This is a genomic window from Taibaiella koreensis (genome assembly GCF_003545715.1).
Taxonomy (GTDB): Bacteria; Bacteroidota; Bacteroidia; order Chitinophagales; family Chitinophagaceae; genus Taibaiella; species Taibaiella koreensis.
This window is the reverse complement of sequence record NZ_QVNU01000007.1, coordinates 94,386-109,759: the sequence shown is the minus strand read 5'-3', so window position 1 is coordinate 109,759 and position 15,374 is coordinate 94,386. Positions and strand designations below refer to the sequence as shown.

Sequence of the window (15,374 nt, the reverse complement as noted above, 5' to 3'; positions counted from 1 at the left end):
ACAGATTTTTGCAGTCCCGATCCATGATCTGTCATTGCTCACGAATACACATTTACATGACGAAAAACTACTTGTTACTCCTGGCAGCATTGCCTTTCCTCCTCATTTCCTGCCAGCAAAAGATGTATTTCCCCGAAAGGGCCAATACGCCGGGCCTTACCGAAGCCCTGGAAGGCAAGGCTACCCTATCGTTCAAGCCGCAGACCAACGATATCGACAGCGGCAACTCCAAAGGCGGCATCATCAGCCCGGCCTTCGATATAGCCTTTGCGCCGGCCAATCATTTCGGCATTATTGCATCGTACCGTTCCACGCTGAACCGGTATATCAAGGAAGAATCCGGCACGTTCCTTACAGAAAAGAATGTAGGTGGTAAATTCAACGGACACCGCTTCGAATTCGGTGTGGGCTACTTCAACACCTTCGGCAGCCGCGGCAAGGCGGAGGTTTATGTTGGCTATGGCAATGGCACACTGGAAAGGAGGGGTATCCGACGGCTCAACTACGACTACAATACCCGCTACCACCGCTACTTTATCCAGCCGGCAATAGGCTTTGGCAGCGATAAAATATCCTTCACGGCCGGCCTCCGCTTCTCCGTGCACAAATACTACGATTTTAAGCCCCTTAACGACCCTGAGCTCGTTAACTACATCGCCGGTGATGGCGCCAACGTAGAAAATAACCTGTTTCCCTTTGTCGAGCCCTTCGTGAATTTTGAGTTTGGATCACCTTATGTCAAATTCAATATTCAGGCCGGTTTCGGCACGCAAATGACCCAGGACAACCGGGTCAGCGGTACTGCTCCGATGTTTATTTCCTTCGGTGTAGTGGGCCACTATGCCCCGCGCTTTTTCAAGCAGAGCAAGAGCAGCGAACGGGAATGATATGGGGCAAAATCCCACACAAATATGCGGGCTGCTTAGGCCCGCATATTTGCTTTAAACCGGTTGAAAAATATCGGTTCGTAACAGCATTAAGGTATTTAGCTGCTCTTTCAGCGCTTCTTCGTCGCCCGCAATGGCCGAAATATCCAATATGGAAATGCCCTTCTCCCTCCACCAGGAACCTGATGCAAGTGCCTGCAGCGATAGCCTGCCGGTAAAGTACTGGTACCGGCTATCGGCGGCATAATATTCCAATTGCTGCTGTAGCTGCGGCGGCACATAAGCGCCATTGGGCAAAGAAAAATGCAGGGTCAGCTCCTTGTCATAGCTTAAGGTCAGGAGCTCTTTTTCCGGGTACTGGTACCGGTAGCCTCTGCGCCAGGCCTGCAGATCGGCCCATAGTCCCTGAGCCGTAGGTGCGGCTCCCGAGCCTTTGCCGTACAGCAATTGCTCGTCGCCATAGATATCTTCGAGCACAATGCCGTTATATTCTTGCAACACTTGGTACAGCGGCGTTCCCTTGAGCACCAGCCGGGGCAATATGAAAGCCGTAACCTTACCTGTATCCAGCTTTTGCGTTTGTGCCACCAGCTTAACCACCCCACCCAGCTGCTCAGCCAGGCGCAGATCCTGCGGCAGTACATGCTGTATGCCCGTATGCAGTATCCGCTCCGGAGGCACATATAGTCCCCATAGATGACGCACAATAATGCTCAGCTTACAGGCAGCATCTGTTCCCTCAACATCAAGCGCAGCATCGCTTTCTGCGAAACCGGCTTCCTGAGCCAGCTGCAGCGCATGATCGAATCGGAAACGAAAGCGCTCCATTGCGGTCAATATATAATTAGTAGAGCCGTTGATGATCCCGGTGAGGCCACCCACCAGCTCAGGCCTGAAATAATCCTCCAGGGTGCGTATGACCGGAATACCGGCACAGCAGGCCGCCTCATACAATACCGGCGTACGGAAACGCCGCTGCAGCCTGATGATCTCGGGCAAATGATTTGCGACCATCCGCTTATTGGCGGTGATCACCGGCTTACCCTGCTCCAGTGCCAGCCTTAAGATCGTAAAAGCGGCGTCGGCATCGTCGATCGCTTCTACAATCACGTCGATATCTTTATCGTACAACACTTCGTGCAGATGGCCGGCCAGCAGCTCGGGTCCCAGCTCCTGGTGCAGAAAGGGATGCTTGACTACGATCCTGCTGATCTCCGCTCCCGGAATTTGCGCCACCAGGCGGGCAAAACCGGCACCCACGACGCCATAGCCAAACAGTCCGATACGGATCGGTTTTATCATCTTCTTATATATAAAGGGTAGAAACAATTCTTGATCTTATCCAGGCACTTGCCTACTCTGGCTGCGGCGTATAACGCAGGTAGGGCTTAACGATCCGCAAACCGGCAGGGAAGCGCTTTTCGGCTTCCTCGGTACTTACAGCCGGCACCACGATCACATCTTCTCCCTGCTGCCAGTCGGCCGGCGTGGCCACGCTGTGCGCGGCTGTCAGTTGCAGCGAGTCGATCACGCGCAGCACTTCGTTGAAGTTGCGGCCGGTAGATGCCGGGTAAGTCAGTGTAAGCTTGACCTTTTTATCCGGCCCTATCACGAAAAGTGAGCGCACGGTAGCGGTAGCTGAGGCATTGGGATGAATCATATCGTACAGCTCCGATACCTTACGGTCTTCGTCGGCGATCACCGGGAATTCCACTTTGGTATGCTGCGTTTCGTCGATATCTCCTATCCAGCCCTGGTGCTGCTCCAGCGAGTCTACGCTTAGCGCCAGCACCTTTACGTTGCGACGGGCAAATTCGTCCTTCAGCTGCGCCGTACGCCCCAGCTCGGTAGTACATACCGGTGTATAATCGGCCGGATGGCTGAACAGCACGCCCCAGCTATTGCCCAGGAATTCGTGGAAGCGAATATCGCCTATCGTTGATTTAGCCTTGAAATCGGGGGCTTCGTCGCCTAGTCTTAATGACATACAATGCTTATTTTGATTGATAAGAAATTTGCTTTTTATGCCAGGAGCGTTTCGAGCGTTTCCTGGTTCCTGGCCGGACGCAGCGCTTCCAGTGCGGCAGGTTCGATAATAGCCTCCGGCGCCAGGATCAGCGACACGCCATCCTGCTTCCACCAGTCGCTATCCTTAAGACGGCGGTAATGGATCACGCCACCGAGATAGCTGCGCTGCGGACCGCTATGCCATTCGTCGATCCATTCCAGCTCTTCCTTGGGCAGCTGTGCCCAGTCGGCAGCGCTGATATATACCCTCAGGTAAAAATCAGTCGAAAGCTCTGAAGGTTGGTGATGATACAGCTTCTTGTATTCATATTTATAGTCGTATCGTAATGCCGAAATATCGCTCAGCACCGCTGAGGCTGTGGGAAAGCTTCCCGCGCCTTTTCCATAGAAGAACTGCTCGTCGGCAAAGCCGCTTTCGATCACGACACCATTGTATTCCTGCCGCACAAAAGCAAGGGCATCGTGCTGCGGCACAAACTGGGGCAGCACCAGCGCGGCTACTTTACCGTCCTGCAGCTTTTTGGCCTGCGCCACCAGCTTGATCTCGCACTCTCTTTCGCGGGCCACCCGGGCATCGTTCAGCTGGATGTTCTGTATCCCGTTGAAAAGGATACTCGCCGTAGGCGCTACGATACCGTAAGCATGCGTAAGCAGGAAGGTCCATTTGTTGGCGGCATCGTAGCCTTCCACATCGAGCCTGGGGTCACTTTCGGCAAAACCCAGCTCCTGCGCCAGCTTCAGCGCTTCGGCAAAGCTCAGCTTATCTTCCAGTATCTTGGTAAGGATAAAGTTGGTAGAGCCGTTCACGATCGCCCTGATCGAATGCAGCAGGTCGTTGTCGTAATATTCTTCCAGGTTGCGGATCACGGGGATTGAAGCGCAGGCAGCGCTTTCATAGAGAAAAGGCAGACCGGTCTCCTGTTGCAGGGCGAGTATCTCCGGCAGGTGCTCGGCGATCATTTTCTTGCTGGCGCTCACCACGGCCTTACCCTTGCGTAAAGCGGCCTGCACAATATCGAATGCCGCGCCGGCATCGTCGATCACTTCCACGATCACATTGATGTCCTCATCGTTCAGCAAAGCTTCTTTTTCTGTAGTAAAAAGCGCGTCGGGGGCATTGCGCTTTTTTTCCGGGTGCTTGATGCACACTTTTTTAATGGTACCGTTCAGCGAGGTCGTTTGCTGCAGGACTCTATACAGCCCTTCACCGACAACGCCAAAGCCGAAGAGGCCGATCACTAATTTCTTTTTATCAGACATGTCTTTTATTGAGTTAATTCAGATGAATAATGGTATTAAGGGAAAAGCGGTACTGCACTTTATCAGAAAGGGCATCTTCTGCCGGGCTGAGGGCCATGGCCAACCGGAAAATATCTTCCAGCAGGGCTTCCGGCGCATCGGCTGCAATGGCGAGGGATACGTCGATCCTGTTGAAACGGCGGTCGCCGTTGTCGTATGTGGGCTTACTGTCGCTATCCAGACAACCTGTAATGTTGAGCGCGAGGTGCTCAACCGCTACGCCCGCCTCGCCCGCAGCCAGGTGGAAAGCTTCGCTCAGGTTCTCTGCATATTGATTGATCGTAAAAAGATACTCTACAGTAAACTGCGCGCCGTTTACTTCGGTATAAACGGGATTGCTGAATTCCAATTCGAATTTACGGGTCTTTGATTGCAGCTTTGCCGCATGAATGCTTTCTCCGGCAAACGAAAAATTTAATGTAGCCATGATCGGAAAAATAAAAAGATGATAAATGGTTAGCAGCTACAACCCTTTACAGGCAAGCAACAGAACATTCAAAAGAAAAGGGAAAAGAAAAAAGGATACAGGATATCAGCAGCAATAACAACAGCTACACATGACGCAGGGCTGCGTCATTCGAATTCGTGTAGTATAATTTATTGTGCGATCCATTGTGTATTTGCAAAGGCTTGCAAGTGTTCTTACAAAGCTAAAGTTTTCCGTTCTTATTTTCCAAATTAAATTTAAAGCTACCATTGACGATCTCTATAACCCTTACCGGTGGCCATTTTCAGCGCCCGGGACGGGGTATTGATCAGGCGGTTGCCAGCAAATGTTCCGGTATACCTGCTTCAATGCCGTTACCGGCCAACCTTTCAAAGGCCTGTTCCAGGTCGGCGATCAGGTCTTCTGTTTCCTCTATGCCTACCGATAAACGAATGAAACCATCGGTAACGCCCGTCAGCAAACGTTTTTCGCGAGGCACAGACTTATGGGTCATTTCACAGGGCAGACAGCACAGGCTTTTGACGCCGCCCAGGCTTTCGGCCAGGTGGAACAAGTGCAGTGTTTTCAGGAAAGCGGTGGCCGATTGCTGGTCGTCCTGTTTCAGTCGGAAACTGATTACACCGCCGAAGCCTTTCTGTTGCCGGCTTGCCAGCTCATGATTAGGATGTGAAGTCAACCCCGGATAATATACAGCAGCTACGGCTTCATGCGTCTCCAAGTACTGCGCTATAGCCCATGCCGATTGCGATTGCTGGCGTACCCGCAGCGGCAGGGTTTCCAGGCCGCGCAATACCAACCAGCTGTCGAAAGGTCCGAGCACATTGCCTGCAGCATTCTGCAGGAACTTCAGGCGGGCGCCCAGCTCGGGGTCTTTGGCTACTATGGCGCCGGCGATCAGATCGCTGTGGCCGCCCAGGTATTTGGTAGCGCTATGCACCACGATGTCGGCACCCAGCGCCAGGGGCTTTTGCAGCACCGGGGAGGTAAAGGTATTGTCGACGCAAAGCCAGGCGCCATGCGCTTTGGCAAGGCTGGCTATAGCCTTGATGTCGGATACCTTCAATGTAGGGTTGGTAGGCGATTCCAGCCATATGAGACGGGTAGCCGGTGTTATGGAACGCTGCACCAGCACCACATCGCTGGTGTCGATATAGCGGATATGGATACCGAATTTTTCATAAACATGGGTAAACAGGCGATAGGCGCCACCGTAGATATCGTCGACGGCCAGTATCTCATCACCGCTTTTCAGCAGCTTCAATACGGTATCGATAGCCGCCAGGCCGCTGGCAAATGCAAGGCCGGTGGCGCCGCCTTCCAGACCGGCCAACACCTCCTCCAGGGCTGCACGGGTAGGATTGCCGCTGCGGGAATAGTCGTAGCCCTTGTTGACGCCGGGCGCCTCTTGTACAAAAGTTGCGGTTTGGTAAATGGGGACGCTGATCGCGCCGGTGAGCGCATCTACAGGGATGCTGCTCAGGATTTGCGTGGTTGTGCTCATCGCTTTCTTTGATTAAACAGGTGGACAAAAATGATTAAACAGTTTTGCATACCTTCCGGAAAGGACTTTACCAGATGAGCATAAAAAAGCTCACCTGATAAATCAGATGAGCTTGTATCAAGAGGTTGAATTGATCTTGCAAAAGCTATGACCTGACTTATCTGCCCTGCTTGCGCAAGTTGGAATTAGCACCTTATATCTGGTATAGGTTGCTAAGGTATCGTCGGGCCATTTCCCTCCACCTTTCTGGATAAGTAGCAATAGTAAAAAAGAACTTCGGGTGCAAAGATAACGACGGCTTTTTCAAATCACCAAATTTTTTTCTTTACTGTTGTACTGTCCTTAGGTCTATGTACCCAATGATAACACAAGGTCCCGCCGGCTTTGCTGTCTTTGCACGATGATTTTCCGGAGCAGCATGGTAATACCCTAACCCCTTACGGGGGATCACCCATCGGATAAGTGCTATTGCACATGACAACCGGAAGGCTACATTCCGGTTTCGTCGAAGAATTGGGCATGTTTGTCTAATTCCGGCTATAGCCACTACAGGTCGTTCTACTTTTGCCTGACACAGCAATCAATCAAAAACAAATAGCATGCAGAAAAAATCATTATTAGTGGCTCCGCTTGTACTTTTGGGTATGGTACAGTCATTCGCACAAATCGGTGGCGCCTGGAAAGGCACGCTGGACGCCGGCGCTGCAAAGATCGGCCTGGTGTTTCACCTTAAGGAAGAAAACGGCAGCCTTACGGCAACGCTCGACATTCCCGACCAGGGCGCCATGGGTATTCCTGTGGACAAAGCTCAGTTCACCTCCCCCAACCTTACGCTGGGCGTATCACAGGCCGGCATGACCTATGAAGGGGTATTGAGTGGCGACGAGATCAAAGGAACCTTGAAGCAAGGAGGCCAGCAACTCCCGCTGAACCTGGTAAAAACAGAGATCAAGAAGCCCGGCGATCCTGCCCTGCCCTCTTCGGAGGCCGAGCTGAAGAAGCTGATGGACCTGGGCAACGGCAATTATAAATATGCTGTTGAAGACTATTTCAAAAAGCCCGCCTCTTCCGGCTTCCAGCTATCGCCCAACGGCAAATACCTCTCGTACCAGGAAAAGGATGCCCAGGGAAAAAACCATGTTTATGTAAAAGAAACCGCTACCGGCAAGGTTACCCGCGCCATCGAAGAGAAAGAAGAGCTGATAAGAGGTTATGGATGGATCAACGACGGACGGCTTGCTTATGTGATGGACAAAGGCGGTGATGAGAACTACCATGTATACGCGACCAACCTGGACGGCAGCAACACCAAGGACCTCACACCCTTCGATGGCGTTCAGGCCAGCATCCTCAAGACCCTTAAAGAGCAGAAAGATTTCATCATCGTTTCGATGAATAAGGAGAATAAGCAGGTGCACGAGCCTTATAAGGTAAACGTGGTTACCGGCGCCATGGAGAAACTGTTCAGCAACGACGACCCGGCCAATCCCATCGCCGGTTACGACTTTGATAAGGATGGCAACTTAAGGGCCTATTCCAAAATGAAAAATGGTACCATGACACAGCTTTATTTTAAGAACAGCGGTGACAAGGATTTCCATCTGGCGCAGGAAAGCAAATGGGACGAAGGCTTCAATATCGTCGCTTTCAACTATGCTTCTCCCAATCCTGACGATGCATATGTCACTACGAATATAGATGGTGATAAGACCCGCATCGTGCTATACGATTTCAAAGCCAAAAAGATATTGAAAGAAGTGTTTTCCAATAAAGACTATGACGCCTCTATCATAGGCCTTTCCAGAAAACGGAACTGGGAGCTCGATTACCTGGGCTACGAAGGAGAAAAAGTGGAGATCGTTCCGGTAAGCAAAACGTTTAAAGCGATCTACAGCAACCTGGAAAAGCAATTCAAAGGTTATGAGTTCAATATCGTCAGCCAAACCGATAACGAAGATAAGTACCTGGTGATTATTCAGAGCGATAAGCTTTATGGGAAATATTACCTGTACGATACCAAAACCGGAAAAGCCACCCTGCTGTACGATCTGATGCCGCAGCTGAAGGAAGAAGATATGGCCGTGATGAAGCCCATTACCTTCAAAAGCCGCGACGGACTTACCATACATGGCTATATCACGCTGCCTAAAGCGGCCCTGGAAGGCAAAAGAGTACCCCTGGTCGTTAACCCGCATGGCGGTCCGCAGGGTATACGCGACAGCTGGGGCTTTAATCCCGAAACGCAGCTGTTTGCCAGCCGCGGCTATGCAACGCTGCAGGTGAACTTCAGGATCTCCGGCGGCTATGGTAAAGCGTTTCTTCGCGCCGGCTTTAAGCAGATAGGCCGTAAGCTGATGGATGATGTGGAAGACGGCGTAAAATATGTGATCGCACAAGGCTGGGTAGACAAGGATAAGGTTGCTATTTACGGTGGTAGCCATGGCGGCTATGCTACCCTGATGGGCCTGGTGAAAACACCTGAGCTGTACATATGCGGCGTCGACTATGTAGGCGTGTCCAATATCGAGACGTTCTTTGCTTCCTTCCCCGAATACTGGAAGCCTTACAAAGAAATGGTTAAGGAGATCTGGTATGACCTGGACAATCCCGCAGAAGCGAAGATCGCCAAAGAGGTTTCCCCCTTCTACCAGCTCGACAAGATCAACAAACCGCTGTTTGTGGCGCAGGGCGCCAATGATCCCCGTGTAAACATCAATGAATCGGACCAGATCGTAAAAGCCATGCGCGCCAAGGGTTTTGATGTACCATATATGGTGAAGTATAACGAAGGCCACGGCTATCACCACGAAGAAAACACCATCGATTTCTACAAAGCCATGATGGGTTTCTTCGGTCAGCATCTGAAATAAAAACATGCACTTCGCAATAAAAAAGATACCGGAGCACTTCCGGTATCTTTTTTATTGTTGCTTGGTCAATGCTGAACCAACTGAAGAGAAATGGCTCCTGTCAGGTTGCGACGTTTTTTTTCAAAGCATATACCCTACGCTACTCTTTGACAAAACGATGAACATAGATCCCTTTCGCTGTTTCAATCCGGCAAAAATAAAGCCCGCGTCGCAAGGACTGCACTGGAAGCCGGTATTCCTTTACATTTAGCCCGTAGGCCGAAAGCACCAATTGACCTGCAACATTGCATACCTCTATATTCTGCAGGGTTACCGGCGAAGTGAATGAAAGCAGGTCCCGTACCGGGTTGGGGGCCAGCGTTACGGGCGATGCCTGCTGTTTTTCCCCGATCCCTGTTGTGCTGCCCTGGAGGGTAATGTCAAACAAGGCCGTGTCTTCCCCACCGGCTACAGCTATCGGCACGATCCGCTTTTCGGCAGCAGGATCGGAGGCCCAGGGATCATTAGCAATGTAAGGATCGCCGACAAAATACAGCTGGGTGATCAATTCGGTATATCCCTCCTTGGTGACCCTGAAATGGATATGCGCCGGGCGGTACTGCCCGCCGTTGAGGTACCAGCCCGGCTTTACGGAACGGAAGGAATAGGTCCCATCTGCTCCGGTCTGAAACTTACCTCTATATTTATAATCGGCAGAAGTTCCGTCGTAGGCCGCATCACTATTGGCCTGCCATACATCGACGATGGCATCTGCCAGCGGCCGGCAATTTTCATCCGTTATTTTCCCTTTATAATTCAGTATTGTACCCGGATCGCCGGCAATCGTAAGATCGCTGCGGAACGGCGCTCCGGGACGGTAGTACGGCCCCAGGATATCGGTAGTGGTCGGAATGCAGGCGCCCGCCGTCTGATCATCGGGGCCAAAAGCATAGGTATTCTTTAGCGGCAGCACGAATGCCAGCATCGCGGCGCCCGTTTGGAGCATAAAATCTTTCCTGTTCATATCCCTTCATTTTAAAGTACAAAACAAATTTCCTCTTTTATTATTTGTTATTGCGGTACGATCCTTTCCTTTTAAGGTATTTAATGGCAGCCATTTTCAAAGCTATTTTACGCAACTGACTTTCCTTAGCAACCATTTCGGGTCTGTGCTGCCTTCCTGTGCTGCATTATTAAAGAAAAGAGCAAATGCCGTAGCATTGCTCTTTTTGAATAACGATTAGTGACTATCCGGATATAGGAAGCAGGATACAATTTGCTTTTAAATAACGGTTGCTGAGCTTGTCGAAGCATCATCTTTGTCCTTTCGACGAGCTCAAGGACCGGCTTTGTTTCCTATATCCGGATACTCGTATCACTACTTACTTCCGGCGCCTGAGCTTAGCGTATAACCAGCTTCAGCTGCTCACACAAATCTTCGCCCTGTACCCGTATTACATATATGCCTGTTGTAAGCGAAGACAGATCCAGCTTACAAGCCCGGCCGGCATGGCTGATATCTCGCGACAGGACTATTTTTCCATCCAGGGTCAGGATTTTCACCGTGAGCCTGCCGTGTTGTTCATCATTAAACATCAGCGAAGCTTCATTTGTAGCAGGATTGGGAACAAGGAGCACACTTCCGGCGCCGCCATCGAATTCGAGCATCCTTACCGGGCTCAATTGTGTGCTGCCATCCCTGTCCACCATATGCAGGCGATAGTAATTGACGCCCGTCACCGGCGATACGTCTTTAAAACGATAAGCCGCTTTTCCGTAACTGTTACCTGAAGCCTTTACAGTGCCTATCGTAAGCCATTGCCCCGACCCGGCTTTTCTTTCGACAACAAAATGGTTACTGTTTCGCTCAAAGGATGTTTCCCAGTGTAACCAAGCAGCATTGTTTTCTTTAAAAGCTTCGAAAGATGAAAGGGTTACCGGCAACGGCGTAGTGAAAGCAATAAAATAGTCCTCTATCTCCCCATCGTTTACCATACCGGTGGGCAATTTATTCTTTATAGTATCGGTGCTGATGCGGAAGCGGGCATAGGTGCCCGTTCGGCCATCGCCGCCACCAAGGGTGGCATTGGGCCAGGAGAGCGTTACCGAAGTGGCGCCATCGGGCACGATGGCGGTAGCCAATTCACTGGTGTCGAATTGACCATTGCCATCCCAGTCTATCCAGCCGCTGAGACCGGCGGGGCGACCGGAAGCATTATGTACGGCGACCGTCACCGCATAGCCGGCAACACTGGTAGCTGTTCCACCCGCCAGTGCAGGGAACGCTGCCACACCGTCTTCATCATCGGTCCCCACATTATTATCCCTGAGCGCATTCATAGAATACAAGCCGCTGGTATCCATATCAGGCGGCAGCGCACCTAAGTAAACAACGCTTCCGGTATGATGCCCCGTGCCGCTGGTACCATAGCTTTCGGGCGCATCGCCAAAATCGCTGGGGTATAGTACCTGGCCAAAAAACCGGAAATCCGTCAAGCCGACAAGCTTGGTGCCGCCGGTTGTGGTAGCGCCATAAGGATACAAGCGGAAGGTAACCGGCGTATTGACATAGGTAAGCGCGGCAGCATCGAAGGTTATAGGCGTATTGGCGGTACCGGTAATCGTGACCGGGGCGGCAATATCGGTGGCAAAATTGTCCAGGCTTGAACGTAGCGCAAATGTAGTAGCTGAGCTGGCGCCACGGTACACCGTAAAATTTATGTCCTTAAAATTGATGTAGTAACCATCTTTCGGCTCCAGTTGAAAGGCGTAATATTCGGTAGTATCTAAAGCGGATGGCGTGGTTGGCGTAGACGCATTGATCCAGCCGGTCAGATAATAACGACCACCAGGGCCGGGAACGCCGTTGGCGCTGCCACCGGGAATCAACGTTGCTCTTGAGAAATCGGCCCAGGGCGTACCCACCACATTATCGGCAGGATTGGGAGGCGGATTGGTGCTGTTGGAATACACAATATTTTGTGATGCCCGGTATTTGACATAGGGATGTATATACACAGAACCTGCATTGTCAAAAATAGCGGGATTGGTTATAGTAGTGGCTTTGGTATAAGGCCCGTCAAGATAGCCGGGATTGGCATCAAGAATGCCATCACCCCAGATCAGTCCCGGTGCTACCGGTGGCTCATTCAGATTAATGATCCTGATATCGTCGTGATAAGCAATACGGGTGAGGTTGGGCGGAGTGACATACAAGCCCCATTTGACATAGCCGTGCGTGCTGGTATTACCCAGGTCGGAAAAAGTAAGGTAGTCTGACTGATCGTCTACCAGCACGAAATCGCTTTGCCCTGGCAGCTTCATATAGGTTTTCATATAACCGGTAGCGGTATTGGCCCACAACACATCAACCCTGAAATGGATCCATTGATTGACATACGACGTAAAATCAGGAACTATGATTTTGTAAGGAGCAATAGCGTACCGGAGCGCTATGGCATTTCTTTGCGTGCGTATTTGAAGCGGTACCCCAGTAGGGCCTACCAGCTTGAGTTGGAAAATATTGGTCTCGCCGGCATTATCTCCCGGGTTCCAGAGTGTCCAGTCCTTCAGCAATACGCTGAATTCATAGCGACGCTCGTCGCCGGGAAGGAAGCGGCCCTGGGGAACATAGTCCGCATCGCTTTCACTCCGGTAGGCGCCGTTGGACATGTAAGCCGTATCGCCGTGGACGATCTTATGGGCGATGGCATAGTTACCCGTAGCACCGGGAGAGACCATATAAGCCGCATCGGCGGCCGATGCATTGGTAGGATTCACACCGGTTATGCCTGAACTCATCGTACCACTTTCATAGGTGATATTCAGGAGCGTATCACCAATAAACTGTGCTCCTGCTTTACCGCAAGAGCACATCAAACAAAGAAATACCATGCTGCTGATGAGCGCCGGGTATATTTTTTGCTGCATAACGGGAAATTTTAATAAGGTATCGGAAAAGGTGCGCCAATAGAAAAACAATGCAAATATACTATAAATAGTTATTTACAAATTAAAAAATTAAAGTTTCATTGTTTTAAACAACAGCCTAATATACGATTACCTCGACCTCGCGGGAATGCACGCTAACATCAGTCTTCTTCATAAGCTTTAATCTCCCCCCATTCTTTATACCGCCATGCACCCGGCCCTGCTATTTCTTCTTCCACCTTAAACCGATAGGATAAATGCAATGAAAAAATTGAATAAATTCGGCAGGTATAAGCTATTTTTGCAGGCAAAATTTCCGGGCTAAACTATTCTGCGTGAAATATAAACACCTCCTGTTGATCGTATTCCTGATCCTGGTGCTCGACCAGATCATCAAAATATATGTCAAGACCCACTTTCTTATCGGCGATCCCGGTGCCGTGCATGTCGCCGGAAAATGGTTCCAGCTCTGCTTTATCGAAAACGAGGGCATGGCTTTCGGTATGACCATCATGGATTCGCCGCTGGGTAAAGTGATCCTCACACTATTCCGTCTTATTGCCGTAGGTTTCGGCTTCTTCTGGGTGAAAAACCTGGTTAAAAAAGGATACAGCAAAGGCCTGCTCATTTGCGCCGCGCTTATACTGGCGGGTGCTGCGGGCAACCTGATTGACAGCATGTTCTATGGCCTCATTTTCACGGAAAGCGATTTTATGCAAATGGGCAGGCTGGTAGCGCCAGGCAAAGGCTATGGTTCCTTTCTGCACGGGAAAGTGGTCGATATGTTCTATTTCCCACTTATCGACACCTTCTGGCCCAAATGGGTACCGGTATTCGGTGGCAGGCCGCTTCGTTTCTTTGAGCCGATCTTTAACCTTGCCGATGCGGCCATATCCGTAGGCGTTATTACCTTGCTGCTGTTCCAGAAGAAATTCCTGGCGCAAAGCCGGAAAACAGTCACCACCGGACCATCACAGCAGCCGCAGCCCCTCACCGGGGATAAAACCGATCAATAATCCTTATTCGTACGTTTCAACCTCACAATCTTTTTCGTGACCAACTTCGAACCTACTCTGGAATACGCCCGTTCCCTGGACGATGTCGATATTTTGTTCTCTTTCAGAGAGCGCTTCCATTTTCCCCAGCATGATGATGCGGATGCCATCTATTTCTGCGGCAACTCCCTGGGCTTGCAGCCCAAAAGCACCCGCTATCTCTTCGACAAAGAATTGAACGACTGGGCCAAATGGGGCGTAGAAGGTCATTTTCAGGCCGAAAACCCCTGGTTCAGTTACCAGAAACCATTTTCCATCTCCCTGGCCCGCATCGTAGGCGCTAGCCCCGAGGAAGTGGTGGCCATGAATACCCTTACCGTCAATCTGCACCTGCTGCTGCTCTCGTTCTACCGCCCCAAAGGCGGCCGGTACAAGATCATTATGGAAGCCGGCGCCTTTCCTTCGGATCAATACGCCATCGAGACGCAGGTACGCATGCACGGCTACGATCCTGCCGAGGCGATCATCGAGCTGACGCCAAGAGCGGGAGAACATACACTGCGCGACGAAGATATCCTGGAAACGATCGCTGCAACCGGCGATCAGCTGGCTTGTGTCATGATCGGCGCCGTTAACTACTATACCGGTCAGCTATACGATCTTAAAGCCATTACCGAAGCCACACACCGTACCGGAGCTTATGCCGGCTTCGACCTGGCTCATGCCATGGGCAATGTACCACTGCAGTTGCACGACTGGAACGTGGATTTTGCCTGCTGGTGCTCTTACAAATACCTGAATTCGGGTCCGGGCGGCGTAGGCGGTGTTTTTGTTCATGAAAAGCATGGCAACAATCCCGATACCTTCCGGCTGGCCGGCTGGTGGGGCAACGAGGAAAGCACCCGCTTCCAGATGAAAAAGGGCTTTGTGCCGTCGAAGGGCGCTGCCAGCTGGCAAATGAGCAATGCCCCTGTATTCAATATGGTGGCACATAAAGCCGCTCTCGATATTTTCGACAAGATCACCATGCAGGTGCTGCGCGAAAAAAGCCTTAAGCTGACCGCTTACCTGGAATACCTGCTGAAGCAGCTTAGCCATCTTTCATTCGAGATCATTACGCCTCCGGAACCTGAGCGCCGCGGAGCGCAGCTATCCCTGCTGTTTAACAAGGATGGCCGCAAGGTATTTGAAACACTTACTAGCCAGGGTGTGATCGCCGACTGGCGCGAGCCCAATGTGATTCGCATAGCACCGGTACCGCTGTACAATTCCTTCGAAGATGTGTACCGCTTTTACGAGATACTGAGAGAACTGAACCTGTAATCCAAGCGGGCCATGCGTCTAATTTTCCTGAAAACAGGCTCGTGAAAATTTGCACATCACGCTTTTGAATCGTACCTTTGCAGCCAAATAAAGAAATTAAAAATAATTTTATTA

11 protein-coding genes and 1 riboswitch are annotated in these 15,374 nt (G+C 50.9%); of the genes, 4 read left to right on the top strand and 7 right to left on the bottom strand.

The window, feature by feature from the left end; all coding sequences use genetic code 11:
• Positions 1-56 precede the first annotated feature (56 nt).
• Complete coding sequence (locus tag DZK30_RS20720; RefSeq protein ID WP_118976104.1) at positions 57-887, top strand: hypothetical protein; 831 nt, start codon at positions 57-59, stop codon at positions 885-887.
• Positions 888-941: 54 nt separating this feature from the next.
• On the opposite strand, the gene DZK30_RS20715 is transcribed toward DZK30_RS20720, so the two are convergent.
• The 5 genes from DZK30_RS20715 to DZK30_RS20695 all read right to left on the bottom strand — a co-directional run bounded on the left by DZK30_RS20715 (position 942) and on the right by DZK30_RS20695 (position 6,163).
• Positions 942-2,189 (bottom strand): homoserine dehydrogenase, encoded by a 1,248-nt coding sequence (locus DZK30_RS20715; protein ID WP_118976103.1) that lies wholly within the window; start codon positions 2,187-2,189, stop codon positions 942-944.
• 52 nt (positions 2,190-2,241) lie between these two features.
• On the bottom strand, positions 2,242-2,874 hold the full coding sequence (locus DZK30_RS20710; RefSeq protein WP_118976102.1) for a peroxiredoxin: 633 nt from the start codon (positions 2,872-2,874) through the stop codon (positions 2,242-2,244).
• Positions 2,875-2,909: 35 nt separating this feature from the next.
• Positions 2,910-4,175, bottom strand: a complete 1,266-nt coding sequence (locus DZK30_RS20705; protein WP_118976101.1) for a homoserine dehydrogenase — start codon at positions 4,173-4,175, stop codon at positions 2,910-2,912.
• Between the two features lie 13 nt (positions 4,176-4,188).
• Positions 4,189-4,641 (bottom strand): hypothetical protein, encoded by a 453-nt coding sequence (locus DZK30_RS20700; protein ID WP_118976100.1) that lies wholly within the window; start codon positions 4,639-4,641, stop codon positions 4,189-4,191.
• A 328-nt stretch (positions 4,642-4,969) separates the two neighbouring features.
• Positions 4,970-6,163 carry a trans-sulfuration enzyme family protein gene (locus tag DZK30_RS20695; RefSeq protein WP_118976099.1) on the bottom strand — a complete coding sequence of 398 codons (1,194 nt, stop codon included), beginning with the start codon at positions 6,161-6,163 and terminating at the stop codon, positions 4,970-4,972.
• Positions 6,164-6,317: 154 nt separating this feature from the next.
• Positions 6,318-6,420: riboswitch (SAM riboswitch) on the bottom strand.
• A gap of 342 nt (positions 6,421-6,762) precedes the next feature.
• On the opposite strand from DZK30_RS20695, the gene DZK30_RS20690 reads away from it, so the two are divergent.
• The gene (locus DZK30_RS20690) at positions 6,763-9,033 is read left to right on the top strand and encodes a S9 family peptidase (RefSeq protein WP_240432961.1); all 2,271 of its coding nucleotides are present in this window, start codon (positions 6,763-6,765) and stop codon (positions 9,031-9,033) included.
• A 139-nt stretch (positions 9,034-9,172) separates the two neighbouring features.
• Here the strand turns inward: DZK30_RS20690 and DZK30_RS20685 are convergent, their stop codons facing one another.
• Both DZK30_RS20685 and DZK30_RS20680 read right to left on the bottom strand, forming a co-directional pair.
• The gene (locus tag DZK30_RS20685) at positions 9,173-10,036 is read right to left on the bottom strand and encodes a dioxygenase family protein (protein ID WP_118976098.1); all 864 of its coding nucleotides are present in this window, start codon (positions 10,034-10,036) and stop codon (positions 9,173-9,175) included.
• Positions 10,037-10,413: 377 nt separating this feature from the next.
• Positions 10,414-12,942 carry a heparin lyase I family protein gene (locus tag DZK30_RS20680; protein ID WP_162903296.1) on the bottom strand — a complete coding sequence of 843 codons (2,529 nt, stop codon included), beginning with the start codon at positions 12,940-12,942 and terminating at the stop codon, positions 10,414-10,416.
• A gap of 335 nt (positions 12,943-13,277) precedes the next feature.
• Here DZK30_RS20680 and DZK30_RS20675 point away from each other — a divergent pair, with 335 nt between their 5' ends.
• Together DZK30_RS20675 and kynU are read left to right on the top strand one after the other, a co-directional pair.
• Positions 13,278-13,958 (top strand): lipoprotein signal peptidase, encoded by a 681-nt coding sequence (locus DZK30_RS20675; RefSeq protein ID WP_205529516.1) that lies wholly within the window; start codon positions 13,278-13,280, stop codon positions 13,956-13,958.
• A gap of 36 nt (positions 13,959-13,994) precedes the next feature.
• Positions 13,995-15,260, top strand: a complete 1,266-nt coding sequence (gene kynU, locus DZK30_RS20670) for a kynureninase (RefSeq protein WP_118976095.1) — start codon at positions 13,995-13,997, stop codon at positions 15,258-15,260.
• Positions 15,261-15,374: the final 114 nt, after the last annotated feature.

Excerpts from the sequence above, each read along its gene's own strand:
- DZK30_RS20705 (WP_118976101.1), bottom strand. The coding sequence starts at position 4,175 with ATGTCTGATAAAAAGAAATTAGTGATCGGCCTCTTCGGCTTTGGCGTT.
- DZK30_RS20720 (WP_118976104.1), top strand. The coding sequence starts at position 57 with ATGACGAAAAACTACTTGTTACTCCTGGCAGCATTGCCTTTCCTCCTC.
- DZK30_RS20700 (WP_118976100.1), bottom strand. The coding sequence starts at position 4,641 with ATGGCTACATTAAATTTTTCGTTTGCCGGAGAAAGCATTCATGCGGCA.
- DZK30_RS20715 (WP_118976103.1), bottom strand. The coding sequence starts at position 2,189 with ATGATAAAACCGATCCGTATCGGACTGTTTGGCTATGGCGTCGTGGGT.
- DZK30_RS20680 (WP_162903296.1), bottom strand. The coding sequence starts at position 12,942 with ATGCAGCAAAAAATATACCCGGCGCTCATCAGCAGCATGGTATTTCTT.
- DZK30_RS20690 (WP_240432961.1), top strand. The coding sequence starts at position 6,763 with ATGCAGAAAAAATCATTATTAGTGGCTCCGCTTGTACTTTTGGGTATG.
- DZK30_RS20710 (WP_118976102.1), bottom strand. The coding sequence starts at position 2,874 with ATGTCATTAAGACTAGGCGACGAAGCCCCCGATTTCAAGGCTAAATCA.
- DZK30_RS20685 (WP_118976098.1), bottom strand. The coding sequence starts at position 10,036 with ATGAACAGGAAAGATTTTATGCTCCAAACGGGCGCCGCGATGCTGGCA.
- DZK30_RS20695 (WP_118976099.1), bottom strand. The coding sequence starts at position 6,163 with ATGAGCACAACCACGCAAATCCTGAGCAGCATCCCTGTAGATGCGCTC.